At 68.0% G+C, this 23,209-nt stretch carries 18 protein-coding genes and 2 pseudogenes; 14 read left to right on the top strand and 6 right to left on the bottom strand.

Going from position 1 to position 23,209, the window contains the following annotated elements; translation table 11 throughout:
• The 9 genes and pseudogenes from MKL11_RS24925 to MKL11_RS33635 form a co-directional block, all read left to right on the top strand.
• A pseudogene (locus MKL11_RS24925) lies at positions 1–223 on the top strand (aliphatic nitrilase); the annotation flags it as partial.
• Entirely contained in the window at positions 177–1,280 is a 1,104-nt protein-coding gene (locus MKL11_RS24920) for an MSMEG_0568 family radical SAM protein (protein WP_243948200.1), read from the top strand. The pseudogene MKL11_RS24925 and the gene MKL11_RS24920, both read left to right, overlap by 47 nt.
• Complete coding sequence (locus tag MKL11_RS24915) at positions 1,277–1,822, top strand: MSMEG_0567/Sll0786 family nitrogen starvation N-acetyltransferase (RefSeq protein ID WP_243948198.1); 546 nt, start codon at positions 1,277–1,279, stop codon at positions 1,820–1,822. Before MKL11_RS24920 ends, MKL11_RS24915 begins: the two co-directional genes overlap by 4 nt.
• Positions 1,822–2,817 carry a sll0787 family AIR synthase-like protein gene (locus tag MKL11_RS24910; protein WP_243948196.1) on the top strand — a complete coding sequence of 332 codons (996 nt, stop codon included), beginning with the start codon at positions 1,822–1,824 and terminating at the stop codon, positions 2,815–2,817. The genes MKL11_RS24915 and MKL11_RS24910 overlap by 1 nt, the downstream gene beginning before the upstream one ends.
• Entirely contained in the window at positions 2,814–3,989 is a 1,176-nt protein-coding gene (locus MKL11_RS24905) for an MSMEG_0565 family glycosyltransferase (protein WP_243948194.1), read from the top strand. Before MKL11_RS24910 ends, MKL11_RS24905 begins: the two co-directional genes overlap by 4 nt.
• Positions 3,982–4,263: an MSMEG_0570 family nitrogen starvation response protein gene (locus tag MKL11_RS24900; RefSeq protein WP_243948192.1), complete on the top strand. Its 282-nt coding sequence runs from the start codon at positions 3,982–3,984 to the stop codon at positions 4,261–4,263. The genes MKL11_RS24905 and MKL11_RS24900 overlap by 8 nt, the downstream gene beginning before the upstream one ends.
• A gap of 39 nt (positions 4,264–4,302) precedes the next feature.
• On the top strand, positions 4,303–5,571 hold the full coding sequence (locus tag MKL11_RS24895; RefSeq protein WP_243948189.1) for an MSMEG_0569 family flavin-dependent oxidoreductase: 1,269 nt from the start codon (positions 4,303–4,305) through the stop codon (positions 5,569–5,571).
• Positions 5,572–6,009: 438 nt separating this feature from the next.
• Positions 6,010–6,985: pseudogene (locus MKL11_RS24890) on the top strand (integrase core domain-containing protein).
• 1 nt (position 6,986) lies between these two features.
• Positions 6,987–7,169, top strand: coding sequence for a hypothetical protein (locus tag MKL11_RS33635; protein ID WP_409565910.1), 183 nt, complete (start codon positions 6,987–6,989; stop codon positions 7,167–7,169).
• A 165-nt stretch (positions 7,170–7,334) separates the two neighbouring features.
• Here the strand turns inward: MKL11_RS33635 and MKL11_RS24880 are convergent, their stop codons facing one another.
• The 3 genes from MKL11_RS24880 to MKL11_RS24870 form a co-directional block, all read right to left on the bottom strand.
• Positions 7,335–8,501 carry a catalase family protein gene (locus MKL11_RS24880; RefSeq protein ID WP_243948187.1) on the bottom strand — a complete coding sequence of 389 codons (1,167 nt, stop codon included), beginning with the start codon at positions 8,499–8,501 and terminating at the stop codon, positions 7,335–7,337.
• A 123-nt stretch (positions 8,502–8,624) separates the two neighbouring features.
• Entirely contained in the window at positions 8,625–10,019 is a 1,395-nt protein-coding gene (locus tag MKL11_RS24875) for an ATP-binding protein (protein ID WP_243948186.1), read from the bottom strand.
• On the bottom strand, positions 10,012–10,689 hold the full coding sequence (locus tag MKL11_RS24870; protein ID WP_243948183.1) for a response regulator transcription factor: 678 nt from the start codon (positions 10,687–10,689) through the stop codon (positions 10,012–10,014). The genes MKL11_RS24875 and MKL11_RS24870 overlap by 8 nt, the downstream gene beginning before the upstream one ends.
• A gap of 270 nt (positions 10,690–10,959) precedes the next feature.
• Between MKL11_RS24870 and MKL11_RS24865 the strand changes: the two genes are divergently transcribed.
• The 3 genes from MKL11_RS24865 to MKL11_RS24855 are packed head-to-tail and all read left to right on the top strand — an operon-like array spanning position 10,960 to position 15,719.
• A complete protein-coding gene (locus MKL11_RS24865; RefSeq protein WP_243948181.1) occupies positions 10,960–11,157 on the top strand; it encodes a polyhydroxyalkanoate synthesis regulator DNA-binding domain-containing protein in 198 nt (65 codons plus the stop codon).
• Between the two features lie 55 nt (positions 11,158–11,212).
• A complete protein-coding gene (locus MKL11_RS24860) occupies positions 11,213–12,565 on the top strand; it encodes an efflux RND transporter periplasmic adaptor subunit (protein ID WP_409565909.1) in 1,353 nt (450 codons plus the stop codon).
• 7 nt (positions 12,566–12,572) lie between these two features.
• Complete coding sequence (locus MKL11_RS24855; protein ID WP_243948177.1) at positions 12,573–15,719, top strand: efflux RND transporter permease subunit; 3,147 nt, start codon at positions 12,573–12,575, stop codon at positions 15,717–15,719.
• A 275-nt stretch (positions 15,720–15,994) separates the two neighbouring features.
• Here MKL11_RS24855 and MKL11_RS24850 read toward each other — a convergent pair whose 3' ends face one another.
• From MKL11_RS24850 to MKL11_RS33435, 3 genes are all read right to left on the bottom strand, one after another.
• The gene (locus MKL11_RS24850) at positions 15,995–16,465 is read right to left on the bottom strand and encodes a sigma factor (RefSeq protein WP_243948175.1); all 471 of its coding nucleotides are present in this window, start codon (positions 16,463–16,465) and stop codon (positions 15,995–15,997) included.
• A 1,976-nt stretch (positions 16,466–18,441) separates the two neighbouring features.
• A complete protein-coding gene (locus MKL11_RS33440) occupies positions 18,442–20,385 on the bottom strand; it encodes a DNA methyltransferase (protein ID WP_313900782.1) in 1,944 nt (647 codons plus the stop codon).
• A gap of 39 nt (positions 20,386–20,424) precedes the next feature.
• On the bottom strand, positions 20,425–21,918 hold the full coding sequence (locus MKL11_RS33435) for a type IIL restriction-modification enzyme MmeI (RefSeq protein WP_313900781.1): 1,494 nt from the start codon (positions 21,916–21,918) through the stop codon (positions 20,425–20,427).
• A 198-nt stretch (positions 21,919–22,116) separates the two neighbouring features.
• Between MKL11_RS33435 and MKL11_RS24840 the strand changes: the two genes are divergently transcribed.
• Positions 22,117–22,752: a recombinase family protein gene (locus tag MKL11_RS24840; protein WP_243948173.1), complete on the top strand. Its 636-nt coding sequence runs from the start codon at positions 22,117–22,119 to the stop codon at positions 22,750–22,752.
• Between the two features lie 70 nt (positions 22,753–22,822).
• Positions 22,823–23,074, top strand: a complete 252-nt coding sequence (locus MKL11_RS24835) for a hypothetical protein (protein WP_243948171.1) — start codon at positions 22,823–22,825, stop codon at positions 23,072–23,074.
• Positions 23,075–23,209 lie beyond the last annotated feature (135 nt).

The raw sequence follows: 23,209 nt of genomic DNA, 5'->3' as shown, positions 1-23,209 counted from the left end.
GGTCGGCCACTACGCGAGGCCCGAACTCCTCAGCCTGCTCCACGACGACCGCCCGGCCTCGTTCGTGCACCAGCCGATCCGTTCCCAGACCGATTTCCGGAGCCTCGACCATGAGCAGTTCTCCGCTTCCGACGAGCCTGCCCCCGTCGCCGCCGGTGGTGGCGGGCCTGGTCGGGATGCCGACGGAACGCCTGATCAACGCGTTGCAGTCCTACGGCGTTAGGCTCGCCGACAGCCGCGCCGGGGCCCCGAGCCGCCGTGGCGGGGCCGGTCCGTCGGACCACAAGGCCATAACCATCGCGGGGCGCACCGTGATGGTGCCGGTCCACACCGAGGCCGCCTTCGATTCACCCTTCCTGGTCCGCCGCCCGGACGCCAACGGGGTCTCGGTGATCGAGCATGACGGCGTGGTGATCGGGCAGGCGACCTTTCCGGGTAAGCCGCGCTTCTACGCGCTCTCGACCTTCGACGGCGTGCCCTACGCGAAGATCGCCGTGCTGCACGGGCGGGACGTGCTCGCCACCACGGTGCTCCAGACCTGCATCCGCTACGCGAGCCGCACGAAGACCTGCCAGTTCTGCTCGATCGGCCAATCGCTCGCCGCCGGTCGCACCGTCGCGCACAAGACGCCCGAACAGCTCGCCGAGGTCGCCCGCGCGGCCGTCCTCCTCGACGGCGTCAGGCACATGGTCATGACGACCGGTACCCCGAACGCCACCGACCGGGGCGCCGCCGTGCTCTGCGAGAGCGCGTTCGCCGTCAAAGCCGCGGTCGACCTGCCGATCCAGGCGCAGTGCGAGCCGCCGGATGACGACCGCTGGTTCGAGCGGATGAAGGCGTCGGGCGTCGATGCCCTCGGCATGCATCTGGAAGCGGTCACGCCCGAGGTCCGGACCCGGATCATGCCCGGCAAGGCGAGTGTGCCGCTGGAGCGGTATTACGCGGCCTTCGAGGCCGCCGTCCCTGTTTTCGGTCGGGGCCAGGTCTCGACCTACATCCTCGCCGGCCTCGGCGACGCGCCGGAGGCGATCCTGGAGACGGCCGAGCGCCTGATCGGGATGGGCGTCTACCCGTTCGTGGTGCCGTTCGTGCCGATCTCCGGGACCCCCCTGGAGAGCCACCCGGCGCCCGGCCCCGACTTCATGCACGCCATCCTGGCGCCGCTCGCCACCATGCTGGCGACGGCGGATCTGCGCTCCACCGACATCAAGGCGGGTTGCGGGCGCTGCGGCGCCTGCTCGGCGCTGTCGACCTACGAGCGCGCGGGGGCGGCATCGTGATCCTCGAACCGGTGCCGCCGTACTGGCCCAGCCACTTTCGCATCAAGTTCGCCACTGGTTCGTGGGAGCGACGCGCCTGCGCGGCCCTGCGCCGGCAGGTCTTCTGCGCGGAGCAGGGCATCTTCACCGAAGACGACCGGGACGCCGTCGACGCGCACGCGATCCCGATCTGTGCCCTCTCGACGCTTGGCGGCGACGCCGATGCCGTCGTCGGCACCGTGCGCATCCACGAAGGTCAGGAGCATCCCGGCGCGTGGTGGGGCTCGCGCCTGGCCGTCGCCGGAGCGTTTCGCGGAACCGCGGCCCTGGGCGCCGGGCTCATCCAGGTCGCGGTCTCCGCGGCCCATGCCCGGGGCTGCACGCGGTTCCTGGCCCATGTGCAGGATCGCAACGTCGCACTGTTCCAGGCCCTGCACTGGACGAGCCTCGACGCGGTCGACCTGCACGGGCGGCCGCATCACCTGATGCAGGCCGACCTCGCCGCCTACCCGCCGATGCAGGACCCCGAACGGGGACTCGTCACGTTCCGCAAGGCCGCGTGATGAATGCCGGCTTCGACCTCCAGGCCCTGGCTCGCCAGATCCGTGACGCGCGCGGGGTGGCTCACAAGCGCGACATCGATGCCGTGGTCGCGCGGCTCGGCCTGAACGTCCGGCGCGCCACGGTGCCGGTCGGCGACGATTGCGCCGCCATACCGGATGGCGACGGCCATCTGCTGTTCGCCATCGAGGGCTTCCTCGACAGCTTCGTCGCGGCCGATCCGTACTTCGCTGGCTATTGCGGCATCATGGTCAATCTCAGCGACATCGCCGCGATGGGTGGGCGCCCGCTCGCCGTGGTCGACGCGCTGTGGAGCCGGGATGCCGCGGCGGCGGACCCGATCCTGGCAGGCCTGTCCGACGCTGCGGCGCTCTACGGCGTCCCGATCGTCGGCGGCCATACCAATACCCGGGCCGATGCGGGCAACCTCGCGGTCGCGGTGCTCGGCCGGGCCGGCCCGCGCCTGCTCACGAGCTTCGACGCGGCGCCTGGCGACGACCTCGTCGCGGCGATCGACCTGCGCGGGCGCTTCCGCGACCCATACCCGTACTGGGATGCCTCGACCGGCACCGCGGGCGAGCGTTTGCGCGGCGATCTCGCGCTGCTGCCGGGCCTCGCCGAGGACGGGCTCTGCCGGGCGGCCAAGGATATCAGCATGGCGGGCGTCGTCGGCACTGCCCTGATGCTGCTGGAATGCTCGAACGTCGGCGGCGTCATAGACCTCGACGCGATCCCGCGACCCGCCGGCATCCCACTCGCCCGCTGGCTCACCGCCTTCCCGAGCTTCGGCTACCTCTTGAGCGTGCACCCGGACTGCATGCCTACCGTCCGCGCGCGGTTCGCCGAACGGGACATCGCGGTCGCCACGGTGGGAAAACTCGATGCGAGCCGGGTCGCCCGGGTGCGCGATGCCTCCGGCGGAGAGGCCGTGGTCTGGGACTTCGCTGTCAGCCCGCTGATCGGCTGCGGCCAGGACGGCCTGGGTGGCGTCCGATGACGGCCCTGCGTATCGCCGTCCTGACCCACTCCACCAACCCACGGGGCGGCGTCGCGCATGGCCTCGCTCTGGCCGAGGCCCTGTGTGCGCTCGGGCATGAGGCGGTGGTCCACGCGCCCGATCCGACAGGGCGCGGCTTCTTTCGCGCGGCCGCCTGCCCGACGGTCTCGGTGGCCGCAAAGCCGGTCGCCGGTACGACGGTCGACCGCGTGCGGGCGCGCATCGATGATTACCTGCGCCACTTCGCGTCCCCCGCCGCCTGTGACTTCGACGTCTTCCACGCCCATTGCGGCATCGGCGGCAATGCGCTCGCGACGCTCAAGCACCGCCGCCTGATCCCCGGCTTCGTGCGCACGGTCCACCACGTCGACAGCTTCGCAGACCCGGTGCTCGCGGACTGGCAGGATCGCTCGATCCGTGAGGCCACGCGCCTGCTCTGTGTCAGCCGCACCTGGGCCGACCGGATCGCGGACGATTGCGGTACGGAGATCGTCGTCGTCGGGAACGGCGTGGACCTGTCGATCTACCAAGCGGCGCCGACCGGAGCTGACCCGATCGTGCGGGAGCGCTGGGGCCTCGGCGTCGGGCCTGTCGTCCTGAGCGTCGGCGGCTTCGAGGCGCGGAAGAATACGGCCGGGATCATCGAGGCTTTCGCGCTCCTGCGTCGACGCCACCGCCAAGCGCAGCTCGTGGTCGTGGGCGGCGCATCACTCCTCGACCATGCAGCCTACGGCGCCCGCTGCCGCACCGCCCTGAGCGCCCACGGTCTCGCGGTCGGGCGCGGCGAGGCGGTGATCGAGACCGGGCCCGTCTCGCAGGAGGAGATGCCGGCCCTTTATCGGAGCGCGGACGTTCTCACCTTTCCCTCTTGGAAGGAGGGCTTCGGGCTCTGCGTGCTGGAGGCGATGGCCTGCGGCACCCCGGCGATCGTCTCTCGCCGGCCGCCCTTTACCGAATACCTCCGGAGCGACGACGCCCTGTTCGTCGATCCCGACGATCCCCGGGACATCGCCGCCGCCATGATGGCCGCCCTGGCGCCTATGACGCGCGAGAGGCTGCGCGCGGCCGGTTCGGCCCGCGCCGCCGCTCACACCTGGCGCGCCTGCGCCGAGCGTCACCTCGATACCTACGCGGCCTGCGCCCGCGCCGGACGGGAGCCGATCCATGCCTGAGATGCACTTCCACATCCGCTGGCCCGATGGAAAGCGCGAGGCCTGCTACTCGCCCTCCCTCGTCGTGAAGGATTTTCTCACGGTCGGCGAGAGCTACGCCCTCGACGACTTCGTCGAGAAGACCCGCACGGCCCTCACCATCGCGAGCGAGCGGGTGCGTGAGACATACGGCTTCGCGTGCCCGTCGGCGATGGCCCAACGCGCCCGGATCGAGGCCGCGGCGAAGCGGCAGGACCCTGGGGGCCTCGTCACGGTCGAGACCTTCGAGCCCTGAACCCGGCACCTCCCCTCGAACCATCGCGGAGTTAGAGCCATGACGTCCACGCCCCGTCACGTCCCGGTCGCCATCGTCGGCGGTGGCCAGGCCGGTCTCTCGGTCAGCTATCACCTGAAGCAGCGCGGGATCGATCATCTCGTCTTCGAGAAGCATACCGCCGCGCACACGTGGTCGAGCCAGCGCTGGGACACGTTCTGCCTGGTCACGCCGAACTGGCAATGTGACCTGCCAGGGCACCCCTACGATGGGCCGGATCCGGACGGGTTCATGAAGAAGGACGAGATCGTCGCGTATTTGAAGGGCTTCGTGGCCAAAGTGAACCCGCCGATCCGCGAGGGTGTCGCGGTCACGCGCGTCGTACGCGCCGAAGACGGGATCTTCTCGGTGCACACGTCGGACGGCGACTACACGGCGAACGAGATCGTGGTCGCCTCGGGCGGCTATCACACCCCGATCATCCCCCGCATGGCCGAGAAGCTGCCGGGTTCGGTCACGCAGATCCACTCGAACCAGTACCGCAACCCGGCGCAACTGCCTGAGGGCGAGGTTCTGGTGGTCGGCTCAGGCCAGTCCGGCGCGCAGATCGCCGAGGACCTGCATCTTGCCGGCCGCACGGTGCATCTCGCAGTGGGCGATGCGCCGCGCTGCGCCCGGTTCTACCGGGGCCGCGACGTCGTCACTTGGCTCGCCGATATGGGCTACTACGAGATGACCGTCGACAACCATCCGCTGCGCGACGGCGTCCGCGACAACACCAACCACTACGTGACCGGCCGCGACGGTGGCCGGGATATCGACCTGCGCCGCTTCGCCAAGGAGGGCATGAAGCTCTACGGCGTGCTGGACGATTATCACGATGGCGCTCTGCGCTTCCGCGACAACCTCAAGCGCTCCCTCGACGGGGCCGACCGGACTTACAACGGCATCAACGCCGCCATCGACAAGCACATCGCCGAGAACGCCGTCGACGCTCCGGTGCAGGCGCACTACACCCCCGTTTGGGAGCCGGGCGAGCCCGTCACCGGCCTCGCTCTGGCGGCCTCGGGCATCACCGCGATCGTCTGGTGCATCGGCTTCACGCCGGACTTCCGGTGGCTCGACGCGTCCGTCTTCAACGGCGCGGGGAACCCCAAGCACAAGCGCGGCGTGACGCAGGAGGACGGCGTCTCCTTCATCGGTCTGCCCTGGCTGAATACCTGGGGCTCCGGCCGCTTCGGCGCGGTCGGCCGCGATGCCGAGTTCGTCGCGCAGGCCATCCAGAAGCGCCTCGGCGCCGAGCGGTTCGCCCTGAAGTTCGCCGTGTAGCCGGGCGCCCCCGAGGCGGCGCGCGAGGCGTCCGTTTGTCCGGCACCGGTGGCTGCGTCGGCCCAAATCTGAGCCGGTCCAAGTCTGAGCCGGCCTCTCCGAAGAGGGTGGAACCAAGCCGCGAAACCTGCGGCCACGTTGCCCCCCACGCGTTGAGACGATGGCCTGTGAGGCTTGATGGGGGTGGTTCAGCCCTGTCGAATGCTGGCCGCTACACATTGAGTATGCCGCGTCTCTCGCGAACGGTCTGTCGGAGACCTGCGTCTGGAAGCAGCTGAGACACCGTCATCGGGCGTTGATCGCTCAGGCGCTCGGTCGAGGAACGGCTGGGTTTCGAAGAGTCGCCCTTGCTCGCATCTCCGGGATGCCGAAGCCACGTGCAGTCCCGGAGTGTGAAGGTGCGTCATCGACGCTGACGCGTTAGGCGGAGGATGCACTGTGGCAGAAGTTCCTCACGGCGGCGCTCGAACGACGCCGCGTGCCTCATGCTGAGCCTGCCGAAGTACGAGCCGAGTTCCAAGCGTCGAAAGAACGTAGCCGCGCCCTTGCCGCCGCGTACGGCCAGAACCCGAAGACGGTCGCCAAATGGCGTGGGCGGGCGGTGACGACCGACGCTCCGATGGGGCCGAAGAAGCTCAAGAGTACGGTGCTGACGCCGGCCGAGGAGGCCATCGTGGTCGAGGTCCGGCGTCGAACGCTGCGGCCGCTCGACGATATCCTGGGCTGCCTGCGCGACACGATCCCGAACTTGAGCCGCTCCGCCCTGCATCGGTGCCTGCAACGGCACGGCATCTCCCGTCTTCCGGCAGCCGAGACGGCGCAGACACGCAAACGCTTCAAGACCTACGAGATCGGCGACCTGCATCTCGACAGTTGTGAGTTGCGCCACGCCGACGGCAAGCTGATCATGTTTCTGGCAATCGACCGGGTTTCGAAGCTTACCGCCGTCGAGTTTCACGACAGCACCGGCAAGAGGGAAGGATCAGCTTTCCTCAGAAACGTCGTGGCCACATTCCCTTACGAGATCCACACGGTACTGACCGACACCGGATTGGCATTCGCCGATCTGCCCACGCACAGGACCGGACCGAGCCGACAGTTCCTCGGACCGCACATCTTCGATCGCGCCTGCATCGAGCATCGTCTGACCAAGCCATACCATCCCTGGACCAATGGGCAGGCCGAGCGCATGAACCGCACGATCAAGGATACGACCGTCAAGGTCTTCCGCTACGAAGATCTGGCGAGCCTGAAGGCGCATGTCCCGGCCTTCGTCACAGCCTACAACTTCGCCAAGCACCTCGAGGCACCCCGCTGGAAGACCTCGTTTCAAACCATCTGTCAGGCGTGGACCAACCACCCAGATCGGTTCAGGGTCGATCCGCACCACCTCATCCCGGGATTAAACAACTAGGCTGGGCGAGACGCTGAGGGCCGGCGGCCTGAGCACCGACCACGTCACGGTCTCCTTCCATACCTCCGAGCACGACCCCGACCGGCCACAGCGTTCGGTGTCATCGGTGGTCACCCTGCCGGAGGCGTCGAACGGCACGATGGTGTTGATCAAGGCGTATCTGCACGGCTTCAGGAGAACCTAGAGGGACGGCTATTGGCTTATCCAAGGCTGGCGTGGTCACGACCGATCTCGTACCCCAGGCGACCTCCGACCGGGCCTGCCCGGGGCTTGAGCAATTCGACCGGGAGCAGGGATCAGCGCTTATGGGTGCCCTCGACGCCTGCAACCCAAGTTTGGAGGAAGGGGTTCAGGAGGAGGAAAGCGCGGCAGGCTCCTCGATCTCGACGCCGTTAGATCGGGCGCGGTAGTCGCGGGCGGCGGCGTAGGCGGGACGGCGGGCGCGCATGATCGAGCCCAGCGGCCGATGCGCGGCCAGGCCCGTCCATGGATTGAAGGCCATCTTGTCCTCGACCCATTCACGCATATCGTCCGTCCAAGTGTCCTGCGGGACGGCCGTGATGCGGGCGACGGGTAGGTAGCGGCTCTCATCCTCGGGCCACGTCGCGGCCGCGTCCTCCACCGGCATCGCGTCGATATCCGTCGCCAGCTGAACCCGCAGCTCCCAGACGGCCGGACAAGTCCGGAAGTGGTCCCGTACGGATTCACGGATCGCATCCGGATGACCGGAGGTATCGATGGGACGCTCCGACAGGGCGACGAGCTCGGACGAGACCGGGGAGAGAGCCACCTTGGCGAAGTAGTCGCCATGGAGCAGCGCAGCCTGGGAGAAGAAGCTGTCTCCGAGGAGGTGGGTCTTCGCTTGGCCGGCCAGGGTGGTCAGCGTCGCCGACTTGCCCCCGACCATCTCGAGGGTCGCCTCGGCGATGCGAGCCACCGCCGAGATGACCTTCTTAACCGGTTCCGCGTGGCCCGTCGTGGCGGCCAGGGGCCTGAGTTGCCGGAGGAAGCCCTTGGCGGTGCCGATCTGGAACGACGGCGAGTTGCCCAGCACGTAATTCTGGGTGGTCTCGCCCTCGCTGCCGGGCAGGCGCGGCCCGGGCACACCCAGGACCTTCAGGGCGGCACCGCGCGGCGTGGAGACGCCGTCATGGAGCACGTCGCCCGGGGTCGTGCTGAACCGCAGGATGGCGTCGTAGGAAGCGGGCGAGGCGAACAGGCCTTGGGCCAGCGCCGGGGGCAGGTCGGGGAGCACCTCGAACTTCGCCCGGAGGTATCCGTGCGCCTTGGCATGGACGGCGCGATGGGCATAGCCGGTATCGGCGTGAGTCTTCCGCTGGATGGCCAGCATGGCCTCCGTCAGGCCCCGCTGCGTCTCATCCTCGTCCTCGGGGATGGTCTCGAAGGAAGGATCGAACCGAAGAGGAACATGTCTGGCCATCGTATCGAACGTGAGCGACTTGCCAGGGTTGCGGGACCGGTCGAGATGCCGCGCCCGCCAGCCATCCGCATTCATCCGATGTGATCGCATTCGCGGCAGGGCAGCCTTCCCGTCCCGATCTTATTTTGGCTCTGTGACCCCCGCTTTCCTGGGCGGCGTGCTCCAATCCCTCGTCGACGACGACGCCCAATTCGGCGATCAGCCGCCAGTCAAATGGGAGTGATCACGGCCGGTTTCGACAGCCGGGAAAGCGATATTGAAACAGCCGCCGCCTGCCGCGAGCGAGCGCGCCGTGACGGTTGCGTTGTGAAGCTTGGCGATCGCCGCAACCAGGCTTAGCCCCAAACCATTGCCTGGAGTCAGGCGGGCCGTCTCGGCGCGGTAGAATCGCTGGAACATCTGCGCGTGATCGCCCGGCGGCAGGCCTGGCCCCGTATCGTCGACGGCTGCGACCACGGCATCCCCGATCCGGCTGACGCTCACGATGACGGCGCCTCCGGAAGGCGTGAACTTCAAGGCGTTGTCGAGGAGGTTCGACAGGGCCTCGAAGCACAGGTCGCGGTCACCCAGGATCACCTGGGCTCCCGATGCGATAGCGATGTCGAGGCGGATGCCTCTCTCCTCGGCGATGGGCTCGAAGAACTCCACCGCTACGGAGGCGACCTCGCCGAGGTCGACGCGCGTGAACGCGGCGCGGCGGCGGCCGTCCTCCATCTCCCCGATCCGCAGGACGGCCGTGACCATGGCCAGCGTCTGGTCGATCCAGGCGAGGCCCTGATCGATCGTCTCGCGGAACTCCGTGACGGTGCTGGCCTGGGCCCGGCTGCGCTCCAGGCGTGCCCGCAGCCGGGTGAGGGGGGTGCGCAGGTCGTGCGCGACGGCATCGCCGACGCTGCGAACCTCGCCCATCAGGTGCTCGATCTCGTCGAGCATGCGGTTCACGTTCCCGGCAAGACGGTCGAACTCGTCCCCGCGCTTCCCGACCGGCAATCGTTTGCGCAGGTCGCCGCGCATCACCTCGGCCAGGGCCGCCTCGGTCGCGGCCAGCCTCCTGCGGGCGCGGCGCGCGAGGAGGAGGCCGCCCAATCCTGAGAGCATCAGCGTCGGCACGAGGCCGAGGCCGAGGGCGCGCAGGGTCGTCCCCCGCACCCGGTCGATCTCGTCGGTATCGTGGGCGATGACGACGGTGCCGCCGTTCGGGAGCGCCAGGGCGGCGGCCCAGATCTCGTCGGCGAGGGTGCGGCCCGCGACATCCACCGTGGCGCTGACGCGGTAGGCGTCGCCGTCGCGCACGAGACGATCCGGCACCGCCCCGAGATTGCCGGCCAAGCGCGTGCCGCCGGGGCCGAACAGGCCGCCGTAATGGGTGGCGTGGAGATCCATGGCGGTCCAGGTGTCGACCCGCATCGCCGCGGCCGCAGGATCCGCGGCGGCGGCGCGGACCTCCAGCCGCAGCGTCTCGGCGAGTTCCTCACGCAGGTAGGCCGCCGTCTGCCAGTAGATGAAGGCGAACATCGTCAGCGCGAGCAGGATCGACCACAGGGCGATCCCGAGCGCCCAGCGAATGGTGGTGGAGCGCAGGAGGTCAGTCATCGGGCGTGAGCATGAAGCCGATGCCGCGCACGTTCTGGATCAGGGGCGTCTCGCCGCTCGCTTCGAGCTTCCGCCGCAGACGTCCGACATGGACGTCGATGAGGTTCGACTTCGGGGTGAACCGATAGTTCCAGACCTCCTCGAACAGCATCGCCCGCGTCGCGATCTGCCCGGGGCATCGCATCAGGTAGGTCAAGAGCTTGAGTTCGCGCGGCAACAAAGCCAGGTCGCGCGTGCCGCGCCGGCCGGTGCCTGCGATCAGGTCGATCTCCAGGCTGCCGACGCGCAGGACCGTCTCGGGCCTGGTCGCCGGACGCCGGAGCAGCGCCTCGATGCGGGCGGCGAGTTCGCCCAGCGCGAAGGGCTTCGCGAGGTAGTCGTCACCGCCCGCCCGTAGGCCCCGGATGCGCTCGTCCACATCGCCCAGCGCGCTGAGGATCAAGGCAGGGGTCCGGTCCCCGTCCCGTCGAAGATCCTGCAGGACACCGAGCCCATCCTGACCCGGCAGCATCCGGTCCAGGATGATCGCCTCCCAGCCGCCGTCCCGGGCCGCTCGCGCCCCGTCGAGCCCGGTCGCGACCCAGCCGACCTCGTGGCCGCGACCGCGCAGATCGTCGAGCACGTCGCCGGCCGTCTCCGCGTCGTCCTCGATCAGCAGCAGCCTCGCCACGCTCGTCCATGCCTCCGGCCATCGCCCGGCCAACCCGGCCTCGTGCCCCTTGTGTCGGAGTTCGCGCCGCCGGTCCCGACCTACGGACAGTATGAACCCGAATTTAGTGGCGCCGCATCGGGTTCGCCCAACTTATTAGAATGGCTCTAGCGCGTACCGGCGGCGATCCCGTGGCCCGAACGCCCTTCCCCGAAACGCATCGATGCGGACGAAGCCACGCGCCCTGCCGGCGCTCCGGCCAGCCACGGATCAACGAGGAACGCGCCGTTCATGCCCAGGAAGCGGCGCCCCCGGCGCCTGATCAACCGGTACGGCCAGACCCGGCTCTACGACGTGGAGACCGCCTCCTACGTGTCCCTCGCCCGGCTCAGGGAGTGGCGCAGCGAAGGCTACGAGGTCGTGATCCGTGACGTCGAGAACGGGCGCTTCGTGACCGAGGACGTGCTTCGTGCTGGTCTCGACGGATGAGGTGGTGGGTTCCCCACATGCCGGTCTCCCGTCACGCCCGGCGGCGCGGCCGCTGATGTCGTTGCACGCCGAATTGATTCCCCCCGCGCGAGACGCCGGAGCCGTCGATTCGGCTGGCCCCGATAGCTCCGCACATGAAGGGGCATCGCGCCGTTCCCAGGCCTCGCCGCGGCGCCGATCGCCCAAGCTTCCGCTCGTCGCCGCGGCTTTGGCCGTCCTCGCCTTCGGGGGGTGGGAATACCGGGGCCCCCTCCTCGACGCCCTCGGCCTCGCGCCGAGTCCGTCGACCCCCGGGGCGAAGGATCCGGAGACAGGCGACGATCCCGCGGCCAATCCCGACCTCGTGACCCTCGACGACGCGGGGCAGAAGCGGATCGGCCTCGCCTTCGGGACGGCCGAGATCCGCCGGATCGTGCTGCCGGTGCGCGCGCCCGGAACCGTCGCCTTCGACGAGCGCCGGGTCACGCATCTCAAGCCCCGCACGTCTGGCCGCGTGCTGAGCCTCGCGGTCCAGCCCGGCGACCGCGTCACCGCCGGTGAGACCCTCGCCACCCTCGACGCGGCCGGCGTCCTCGACGCCCGGAACGGGCTGACCGCGGCGCAGGCAAGCCTCGGGGAGGCCGAGGCGACGGAGAAGGTGGCCGAGATCAACCTCAAGCGCGGCAGCGACCTCGTGAAGATCGGCGGGGTCGCCCAGGCCGACGTCGACAGGCGGCAGGTCGAGCTCGCGAAGGCCCACGCGGCCACCTTGTCCGCCCGGGCGCAGGTCACGCTCTACCAGGCCCAGTACGAGCGCCTCGCCCCAGCGGCGGGCCAGGCGCCCGGCACCAGCGCCATCGTCTCCCCCATCGACGGGGTGGTCACCGCCTCCGGCATCACCCTGGGCGAGGTGGTCGACACCAACCGCGACGCCTTCACGGTGGCCGATCCCTCGCAGATCCAAGTGCTGGCCAACCTCTACGGCCACGATATCGCCAGCGTGAAGGCCGGCGACCGGGCGACGGTCGAGGCGCCGGTCCAGGCGCATCCGACCTTCGAGGGCGTGGTCCGCTCGGTGAACGCAGCGATCGACCCGGCGACGAATACCGCCCCGGCCCGCATCGAGATCGCCAACCCCGACGGATCCCTGCGCGCCAACATGTTCGTGTCGGTGGAGATCGCCGCCGATCTCGGCCGGAACGGCGTCACGGTCCCGGCCGCCGCGATCCAGCAGACCGAGGGCGGCCCCATCGCCTTCGTGCGCACGGCCGACGACCGCTTCGAGCGGCGCGGGGTGACCCTCGGGGTCCAGCGCGCCGACTGGGTCGAGGTCCGCTCCGGCGTCACGGACGGCGAGACGGTGGCGACGGAAGGAAGCTTCGGCCTCAAGGCCATCCTGATGCGGGCCCTGCTCGGCTCGACCGATTGAGGGTGCGATGAAAGCCTGGTTCGCCCTTCTCGTCCGCCGCCGATGGCTCGTCGTGGTGATCGCCCTCGCCGGCGCGGCCGGCGGCATCGCCAACCTGCAGGGCCTCTCCATCGATGCGGTGCCGGACATCTCGCCCAAGCAGGTGATGATCCTCACCCTGTCCCCCGGCCTCGGCCCCCTCGAGGTCGAGCGCCTCGTCAGCTTCCCCGTCGAGAACGCGATGGCGGGTGCGCCGGGCCTCACGGGCATCCGCTCGACGTCGCGCTACGGCGTGTCGGCCGTCTACGTCACCTTCGACGACGCCATGGCGGTGACCGAGGCGCGAGCGCAGGTGTTCCAGCGCCTGCCGCTCGCCAAGTCCATGATGCCCGCCGGCGTCGGCGACCCCGAGATGAGTCCGATGGCGACGGGGCTCGGCGAGATCTACCAGTTCGAGGTGCGCGGGCCGGCCTATTCGCCGATGGCGCTCAAGCGCATCCTGCAATGGACCATCGCGCCGAAGCTCAAGCTGACCCCGGGCATCACCGACGTGAACGTCTACGGCGGCCAGATGCCCACCTACGAGGTCCGCATCTCGGCCGAGAGCCTCCACCGCTACGGTGTGACCATGGCGCAGGTCTACACGGCGCTCTCCGAGAACAACGCCGCGCGCGGCGGCGCCTATATCGAGCACAACGACCAGCAGGAGGTGATCCGCGGCCTCGGCCTCGCCAAAAGTACGGCGGACCTCGCCAACGTCGTCGTGACCACGGGCCCCGGCGGCGTCCCCGTGACGGTGGCCACGCTCGGCGAGGTCGTGGAGGCGCCAAAAGTCCGCCTCGGCGCCGTCACGCACGATGCCGCCGGCGAGACCGTGGTCGGCATCGCTATGATGCAGCAGGGCGAGAACGCCAGCGCCGTGGTCGAGCGGGTCAAGCAGACCATCGCGGATCTCGGTTCCCAGTTGCCGCCGGGCGTCGCGATCGTGCCGTACTACGACCGCAGCACTCTGGTGGCGCGGACGATCCGCACGGTGGAGCACAACCTCCTGGAGGGAGCGGTGCTGGTCATCGTCGTGCTGCTGCTGCTTCTCGGCAACCTGCGGGCAGGGCTCGTCGTCGCGGCGGCCATCCCGCTGTCGATGCTGATGGCCTTCGCGGGGATGCGGCTGCTCGGGCTCTCGGGCAACCTGATGAGCCTGGGCGCCATCGATTTCGGCCTCATCGTCGACGGCGCCGTGGTGATGATCGAGAACGTCCTGCGCGCCCGCGGCGAGCATCCGGAGCGTCCGGCCGAGGACGTGATCCGCGAGGCCACCGTCGAGGTGGCCCGCCCGATCCTGTTCGCGGTCGCGATCATCATCATGGTCTACCTCCCCGTGCTGGCCCTCGAAGGCGTGGCCGGGAAGATGTTCCGGCCGATGGCGCTGACCGTCATCCTGGCGCTCGCCGGGTCGCTGGTCCTCACCATGACGCTGATGCCGGCGCTCGCCGCCATCGTGTTGGCCGGGCCGGGGGTGGGCGAGCGCGAGACCCGCCTCGTCCGCTGGGTGCGGAGAGCCTACACCCCGGTCCTGAAGGGTGCCGAGCGCCACGCGGCCCTGACCGTCCTCGTCACCCTCGGCCTGTTCGGCGGGAGCTGCCTGCTCGCGACGCGGCTCGGAGGCGAGTTCCTGCCCAAGCTCTCGGAAGGCTCGGTGGTGGTGACCTCCGAGAAGCTGCCGGGGATCAACCTCGATGCCTCGCTCAAGGTCGTCCATCGCATCGAGCAGGCGTTGCGCAGCTTCCCCGAGGTCAAGCGGGTGGTCAGCCTCACCGGCAGCGCCGAGATCCCCACCGACCCGATGGGCGTCGAGTCGACCGACAGCTTCATCACGCTCACCGACCCCGCGACCTGGAAGACGGCGCACACGCAGGACGAGCTCGTCGCCGCCTTCGACAAGCGCCTGCGCGAGGAGGTGCCGGGCGTGTCCTACACGTTCTCGCAGCCGATCCAGATGCGGATGGACGACCTGCTGGAGGGCATGCGCGGCGACGTGGCGATCAGCCTGTACGGCGACGACCTGAAGGTTCTGAAGGACACGGCCGACGCCATCGTGCGCGCGGTCTCCGGCGTCGCCGGGGCTGCGGACGTCAAGGCCGAGGCCCAGGCGGGCATGCCGGCCCTGTCCATCCAGGTCGACCGGGCGGCCGCCGCCCGCTACGGCGTCAACGTCGGCGACGTGCTCGACGTGGTCGAGAGCATCGGCGGACGCACCGCCGGCATGATCTACGGCGACGACAACTCCATCACCGACATCGTGGTCCGGCTCAGGGCCGTCGACCGCGGCGATATCGAGCGCATCCGCGACCTGCCGGTCGGCCGGAGCGGCAAGGCGCTGGTGCCCCTGTCGCTGGTCGCCTCCGTCGACGTCGCCACCGGGCCGGCGCAGATCAGCCGTGAGCGGCTCCAGCGCCGGATCTCGGGGCAGGCCAACGTCCGCGGGCGCGACGTCCAGAGCTTCGTGCGCGATGCCCAGGCCGCCGTGAAGGCGCAGGTCAGCCTTCCGCCGCGCTACTCCCTGCAATGGAGCGGACAGTTCCAGAACCTGCAGGCGGCGACGGCCCGGCTCACCGTGGTTGTGCCGGCCGCGATGGCGGCGATCCTGGTGCTGCTCGTGGTGATGTTCGGCGACATCCGGCTCGCCGGCCTGATCTTCCTGAACGTGCCCATCGCCGCGACCGGCGGCATCGTCGCCCTGTCCCTGCGCGGCCTGCCGTTCTCGATCTCGGCCGCCATCGGCTTCATCGCGACCTTCGGCATCGCCATCCTGAACGGCGTGGTCCTGACGAGCTACATCCGCGACCTCGAACGCCTCGGGCTCGATGCCCGCGAGGCGGCCACCCGCGCCGCCGAGCAGCGCCTGCGTCCCGTGCTGATGACGGCGCTCGTCGCAACGCTGGGATTTCTGCCGATGGCCCTCTCAACCAGTGCAGGCGCCGAGGTCCAGCGTCCCCTCGCCACCGTGGTGATCGGCGGCCTCGTGACGGCGACGCTCCTCACCCTGATCGTGCTGCCGGCTGTCTATCCATATCTGGCGCATCTCCGGCTAATCGGGCGCGGTCGCGTCCCGGCCCCGCCGGCGAGACCAACGCGCCCGGCACAGCGTGAGCGCCGGGCTCCCGCCGATGGCTAGGTTCCGGGCCATCCGGATCGGGGCGCGGCTGATCGCGTTCATCATGCCCGCGACCGGGTCCGTATCGTCCGCCGTCTTCGCATGCGCCGATGTCCTACGGATGCACGGGATGCTGAGGAAGGCGGCGGGGACCTGCGGGTTCTCCGCCTGCAACCCGGCGATCGTGGACCGGGCGCACGCCTGCTACGATATCTTCGGCAGCCATCAGAGCGCCGCGGAAGCAACGAAGTGGTCTGCGCGATCTTCGCTCGCACGTTCCCGATGGTCGTACACCCCTAACCGCAGCTCTGCCGCACTGTAGGAACTAGCTGGGCTTCTGGCTGAACCGGGCAATGCTCGGCAAAAGCATCCGGGGCCTCCGCTCCGCTCAAGCCGAACACGTCCGACAAGCGAGGGCGGGCCCAGCACACCTGGCTCTCCACCGTGCCGAACTTGCATCGGAGCAACTCGGCGGCCTTCTCGTAGGTGTAACCCGCCGCCCCCACCATCAGCAGGGCTGTGCACTGGGCTTCCGGGATCTGTGTGAGATAGTCCCGCAGGCGCTCCTGCTCGACCACGCCCCCCTGCTCCGGAAGTGCGGTGAGCGTCGCGGCGTGGACACCATCAGCGCCCTCGACCTCGCGCTTGGCCTTCCGGATCCCGTCGTAAAATAGGTTGCGCAAGATCGTGAACAGCCAAGCATTCACGTGGGTGCCGGGCGTGAACCGCTGCCGGTTCGCCAACGCCTTCACCGTGGCCTCCTGCACCAAATCGTCGGCCCTGACCGTGTCGCCGACGAGCGAGAATGCGAATTGGCACTGGCTTGCACGTCCGTGACCGGCTGAGCCTCAGCGGCATCAAGCTCAGCCTCGACGTCGCGGATCCACCACTGGGCCTCGGGTTTGGTAGTGAAGCTCCGGGCTCGCAACGGATGGCCGGTCCTGCGGACCTGCGCCTGCCATTCCGCTTGCGGACGGTGGCCATCGGATTTCCTCACAGCTGGGACCGATTTGGGACCGGCTGATGCTGAGAAACTTGTCTGGCGCTCAAGCCAAGAAACTAAAGCTTTGTTTTTCTGAGGAGATTTGTTGGCGCGCCCTACGGGAGGAAGCGCGGCCGTATGTACCACCAATGTCTTCAACGACTTACAACGCAGGTGAAGCAGGATGTTATGCGGTGAGTGATACACCGACAAGCCCGAAGAAATGCGATAAGTCCCGCCCCGCCCCGGCGTGTCTCGCCCAGCCTCGACACTTTCAAGCAAATCGCCGAGCTTTGGTAATACCCTGCCACTGTGGTGGGCGCTCAAAGCTCGCCGATGCTCCTCGACCCATCCTCCGACGATCCTGCTGCACCTGACGACGCCAGCGCGTCGTCGGCGCCCTCCGTCCGCAGGAGACGGCGACGGCCTCGAAAGCTACCGCTGTCGCGCGCCGAGGAGGCCCGGGCCGATGCCCGCACCATCTCGATCCTGGAGGCCTACGGGATCGACTTCCGGCCCGCTCAAGAGACCATCCTCGTGGCTGTCTCTACGGGAACCGCGCACCTCGTCAACGAGACGCGGGAACGGCCCCTCTTCGCGGCCCTGGCGCGGCGCAAGGCGGCCGCGATGGCCTTGACGTTCGATGCCTTCGCCCAGGACCGCGACCTCAGCCACCTGCGCCTCGTCGGCCTTCGACCTGCAAAAGGTAAGGCCCGGCCAGGAACCTTGGCCAAGGCCCTATCCGATTTCGCACGGGTCTACGACCGACGCGTGGGGCGCCTCGTCACGGCCGGCGTCATCCGGCCGGTGCTCTCCGTCGTCCACATTCGCTACGACGTGGCCCTCGACCTCTGGGACATCCATGCTCATGCCTTATGGGACATACGCGACGACAAGGTCGAGGCTGCCATGTTGGGTCTCGGCGTAAAGTTCTTCGACAAGTGGATAGACGAAGATAAGGTCGAACGTCCTGGCGCTGCGGCAAACTATTGCGCCTCCCGCGTCATCGACCACCGCGAGATCATGATGTGGCCTGAAGCAGCGATCTTGGAATTGTGGAAATTACCCCGTGTCCGTCTGATGAAGCCGGCGGGAAAGTTCCGAACGTTCCGCGGCACTCTGAACGGCAAAGTGGTCCGGCGTGAGGGGACCCGCATCATGATCGAGGATCGCCCGGACCCCGGTCCCCGCCGCAAGGCCACCAAACGCCCCGGGCCGCCCGTGGAGGCCGGTCGCGTGGTCGCCATGACGAAAGCCCGGGTCCCGGGTGGCGAGACGCTCTGCGCAGTCGTGAAGCGGCCGCGGACGGAGAAGCGTGCCGACAGAATCGAAACCAGCCCCGCGGGCTCCTCGCGCGCGCGCGTAAAGCTCGCCTTCGGCGAGTACCGGCATAACTCCCCACCGGCCGATCCGGCGCACTCAAAGGCATCACCGGGACCGTGCGTGCACGCATCAGCCATCACGCCCGACAGGTCGCCCAGGAAAGCCTCCAGGAGCGCTCTGAACGCCTTGCCGCCCCGGATTTGGTGGATGCTGAAGGCATGGCCCTCAGAGCCCCCTGGCGGCCTCTCGAAGACCATCATCCGCAAGCTAGCCGCGTCTCCCAAAAACCGGCTAGCCATGCAGCGCCACCTTGGCAGGGGCGATGGCCCCCCTCACGGCCGAGGCCGGTTGGTGTCCTGTCCTAACGCCTCCCTGATCCCCAGTGGGTGCGACCGTAGCCTGCCTGCCAACCCATCACCGCCATTCGCGATAATCCCCCTAGGCTGCCCGCCGAAGTGCATAGGAGCGTCCCCCGTCCGTCGTGGTCACGAAGCCCAAGCGGGAGAGGGCTGCCAAGACCGATCCCACCCGCTCCTCCAGACGTCGGGTTTTCCGAAATCCCGAGGCAATGGTGGTGGCGTCGAGGGGACCTGCTGCCCCCATGAGGGCAGCCATGACCACAGCAGTCTGAGCCATATCATCAAGCGGAAAGCCGGGCTTCCCGGCAGCCCCGTCCGCGACCACCAAGTCGGCCTCGACCTGTTCTCCGGTCCCTTTGGCAGGAGCGCCCAGACGTGGCACCTGGAAGCCCGGGCGCAGCCAGTGGACCACGCCCCGAAGCTCGTCCGCCGCCCGAGCCTTGTTGAGGGCAACGAGGCGCGCGAGGATGTCGTCCTCCGTGAGGTTCGCCGGCCAGCCGTAGGCGTCCGCCACCGCGGCGTCGAGGTCATCGTGAAGCTCGCGCAGGACCAAGACCAGGGCAGCCTCCAGGATCGCCCGGTCGGCCTCATTGAGCGAGGCAACAGTGGTGCCGGCCTGGAGCTTGGCCAAGACGTTGTAGGCGTCGGTCAGGCTCACCTCGGGGTGGAGGGTCCTTCGCTCCTTCCGGTGGGCGTCTAACGCCTCCCCCGCCCGGCGGATGCGTTCGACTTTGGCAGGTGTGGTCAGGGGGAAGGGGAAGGGGTCGAAGCAGCGGGACTTCACGTAGACAGAATCGTTTCCGACACCGAGCCAGCCGCCGGCCCGTACCGCCCAGGTTACATGTATGCGAGACGAGAGCACGCCAAGGTGGAGGGCATCGTCCGTTGCCACCGCCACCAGTTTGTTGTCGGGCAGGATACTTGCGTCCAGGAACTGGAACACGCGATGCCGCATGGTCTCGACCGTAACCACGTAGCGAGGCAGACCTTCCAGGGCAGGGCGTAGCTCCTGACGAGGCTTCCCGAACGCCCACCAAAGACGAACGTAGGCTTCGGCGTCCTTCGTCGGCGATTTGACGAACTGCTTTTCCCGCTCTGGCTTCACCGTCGTCAGGACATGCTGGTAGACCTCTGGGAAGCGTGATCGTACCTCCTCCGCCGATAGGCCGAAGAGGTCGATAACCATGACGCCCCGGGGCCGGGCCGTGAGGTCGCGTCCGTTCCGGTAGGGTCGGATGTGCCGTTCCAGGCCAGATCGCCGACCAAGACCGAGGGAGGTTGCTTTTTCAGGCGTGACGATGAAGCCGGCGCCGTGGAGCGACATGCCTCGCGAGGACAGACCCTCGTTCGCCCGAAGCGGCTTCGTCGCGGAGAGATCCACGCCCACCGTCAGGTCAGAGTTGATAGTCCCGACGCGTTCGTCCAGTTCGACCGTCGGCTGGTCCGTGTCGAGCCCTTCTTCCTGGATGACTTCCCGTAGCACACCATCCCTAGTTCCGGCCTCCACCACGGTCATGGCGATCCGCACCGCGGCGGCATCCCGTGTCGCCTTGGTCCAGGGATGGTCGGGTATGGCTGCAACGAGCGAGACAGGCCGCTTCGCCTTGAGGTGGCGTTCCATGACCCGACGTTGGAACACCTGACTGATGCTGTTCGTGGTCACAAACCCGAAGCGGCGCAGCACCGTGCCCTTGCGGGTCAGCAACTCCGCCGCCCGGTCCCACCAGAACATCACGAAATCGGCGCTCTCGTTCATGTGCGGGTGCGCCGCCCAGAGGGCTTCGGTGTAGGCGTCGCCCAGGCGCGCCCGGAGGTCCTTGCCGCCGATGAAGGGCGGGTTGCCTACGATGAACTCGGCTGAGGGCCACTCCGGTCTGCGGGGATTGCGGTGAAGGGTGACAGGCTGCGGCGTCCCATCCGAACCGAGCCGGGTCAGCGGCTTGCCGCTCTCGTCGCGGGCAAGGACGGGTTCGGAGTCCAGCACCGCGTCGAAGGAGCCCCGGACGTTGCGGAAGGCTTTCAAGATGGGGTCCGAGGGCGCTCCGCCGCGGGTCCGGAAATGTTATTGCAGGTAGCCGATCCAGAGCACTAGTTCGGCGATGGCGGCGGCGCGGGGGTTCAACTCCAGGCCGAGAAACTGATGCGGGTCCACCGTCGAGCCTTCGAGGCCGCTCAGCGCCTCCTGGCCGCCGAGATCGGCCAGGGCTTCCAGCACCTCGCCTTCGAGGCGCTTCACCAGTTCCAGCGCGACGTACAGGAAGTTTCCTGTGCCACAGGCGGGGTCTAGGATGCGCACGGCGCAGAGCCGGTCGTGGAAGGCGCGGACCGTGGCGATTGCGTCCTTGTCCCGTCCCTCCACCTTTTGGCGCTCTGCGGTCGAGAGCACCGTAGCCCACTCCGCCCTCAAGAGCTCTATGACGGTGGCAACCACAAGACGCTCGACGTAGGCCCGAGGCGTGTAGTGCGCACCGAGCTTCGCACGTTCCCGATCGGACAGGGTCTGTTCGAGAAGGGTGCCGAAGATGGCGGGCTCCACCTCGCGCCAATTCGCCTCCGCCGCCTCGCGCAGGTTCCGGATTTCCTCGCTTCCCAGCGGCAGCACCCCCCGGCGCTTGAAGAACTCGCCGTTGAAGCGCCGGACCGTCGCCTCGATGCCGTAGGCGAAGCCGCCGGCATCCATCGCCTCCCAGAGTTGCCCGACGAGTGGGCCGAGCTTCTTGGGGTCCGCCTCGCAGCGGGCGAGGAGGTCACGGAAGGAGCGCTCGGGAAGAAGCTCCACGTCCTCTGCGAACATGGTGAAGAGGCAGCGCATGAGGAACATGGCGACCTCTTCCGGTTCATGCTGCCCCTCCAGGGTTCGCGACACCGCGGCCAGCCGCCGGGCGACTTCGCGGGTGACGCGAGAACTCTGCCGGGCTGGGTCGAGGGAGAAGGGATCGAGCCAGATGGCGCCCAGACGCTCGCGGACCTCCTGGCGGCGGAGGTCTTCGAGGTAAACCCGGAATCCCTGACGGTCGGGAAACTGGCTGTAGTTGCGGCCTTGGCCCGAGAAGTCGGCGAACACCTCTATGACGTTGCCCACGTCGCAGACCAGGATGAAGGGCGGCCAGGGGTGGTCGGCGGGGAGCGACCGCGCGTAGCCCTCCGCTTGGCGCCGGGCATTCAGCATCAGCACGTCCCAGGCCCGTTCCGCACCGCGGCGACCCCGCGGTGCCGGCTCCTTGACCGCGGCAGCGCCGGCCACTTCCTTCGAGCCGCCGACCTGCCGGGATTGCTTGGCTTCGAGAATGAAGGCGCCGCGACGGTAGAGGTCGATGCGACGGTGCGTGTGGGTTTCATCGCCGATGGGTTCGCGCACGACCCGCTCAAGGACGTAGTCGTTCAGTTCGGTTGTCGCGCCGGCTGGGTCAGGCCGGGGCACCCCAATCACGTCGCACAACTCAGAGAGGAACAGGGCGTAGTTCGCCCGCTCCTGGCCGCCTTCGCGTCCCTGCCAGCGCGCGATGAACGCTTCGACGTGTTCTGAGCCCGAGGGCGCCCGTTGCACCTTGTCCATATCCAGCACCCTACGCCAGGATCAGCGCGGGTGTCAGCGCAATCGTTCAGGTTCGACTTTTACAAGAAGTGCGAAGCCTAGTTCGTTATGGGTATACCCCTCCTGAACCGATGTCCGGATGGTTCACTTTCCGAGCTTGGCCATTTCAAAATGAACTGCTAGACTGTGAACCAACCTAAGTGAACTCGCCGGCCTCTCATGTTCGTTCGTGCCTATCTCCGCGCCTCCACCGACGACCAGGATGCATCCCGGGGCCGGGCCGATCTTGAACGGTTCGCCGCCGAGCGCGGCCTCATCATCGCCGCGACCTACATCGAGAATGCCTCGGGCGCGTCGCTGGCCCGCCCTGAACTCTTCCGTCTGCTCGGCGACGCGCAGTCCGGCGACGTTCTGCTGGTGGAGCAGGTGGACCGCCTCTCGCGCCTCACCGCCGAGGATTGGGGGCGCCTGAAGGCCAAGATGGCCGAACGCCACATCCGCGTCGTGGCCCTCGACCTACCGACCTCATGGACGATGGCGAGCACCGAGGCCGACCAGTTCACCGGGCGGATGTTCGACGCCATCAACGCAATGCTGCTGGACATGTTGGCGGCCGTGGCCCGCAAGGATTACGACGACAGGCGCCGCCGACAGACCCAGGGTCAGGCGAAGGCCAAGATCGCTGGCCTCTATAAGGGGCGAACTGAGGACGTGAAGCGGAACGCCGGAATTACCGCCATGCTAAGGGCGGGTTCCTCATGGTCAGACATCCAGGCTGCTGTCGGATGCAGCCGGGCAACCATCGCCAAGCTCGCAAAACGCTTGAAAGCAACTGAGGCGAACGCGGCCGCATGATGGGACCCCAAAGCCAAACACGCGGGTCCAGGTTCATAAGTTGGTCGGTTGTGCTTCCGTAGGGGAATTTATGCTTAAAGCTACCGAGGAAGAAACTGAGGAAGTTCGAGAGTACTTTGAATGGCAGGCGCCTGACCTCGAAGTGACTTTTTTACAAAAGGTTTATTCGGAGGTTGTTTTAAATACAAGTCATGACGTATGGGATATACATACTAATAAGGACCGTTGGTGGGTCATTACCGGAGGAACAAATCTTTACTCTCAGCAGCAATTTCCAAATATGGATCTGGCGCTCACGTTCCATATCGGACTTATCTTGTGATTAGGCGTGGAATAAGGACCCCGTTCTCGGGGTGATCGGCGTCCAAACGGGACCCCCAGGACAAGTCATCCACAATGCCTTCCGGCTCGAACGGGAGGCTTGCGCGGGATGTTGGTCGTGGAGACGGTCGCAAAG

The sequence above is a fragment of the Methylobacterium sp. J-077 genome, assembly GCF_022829365.1.
Classification (GTDB): Bacteria; Pseudomonadota; Alphaproteobacteria; order Rhizobiales; family Beijerinckiaceae; genus Methylobacterium.
The sequence above is the reverse complement of the archived record's forward strand: the minus strand, read 5'-3'. Positions and strand labels throughout refer to the sequence as shown.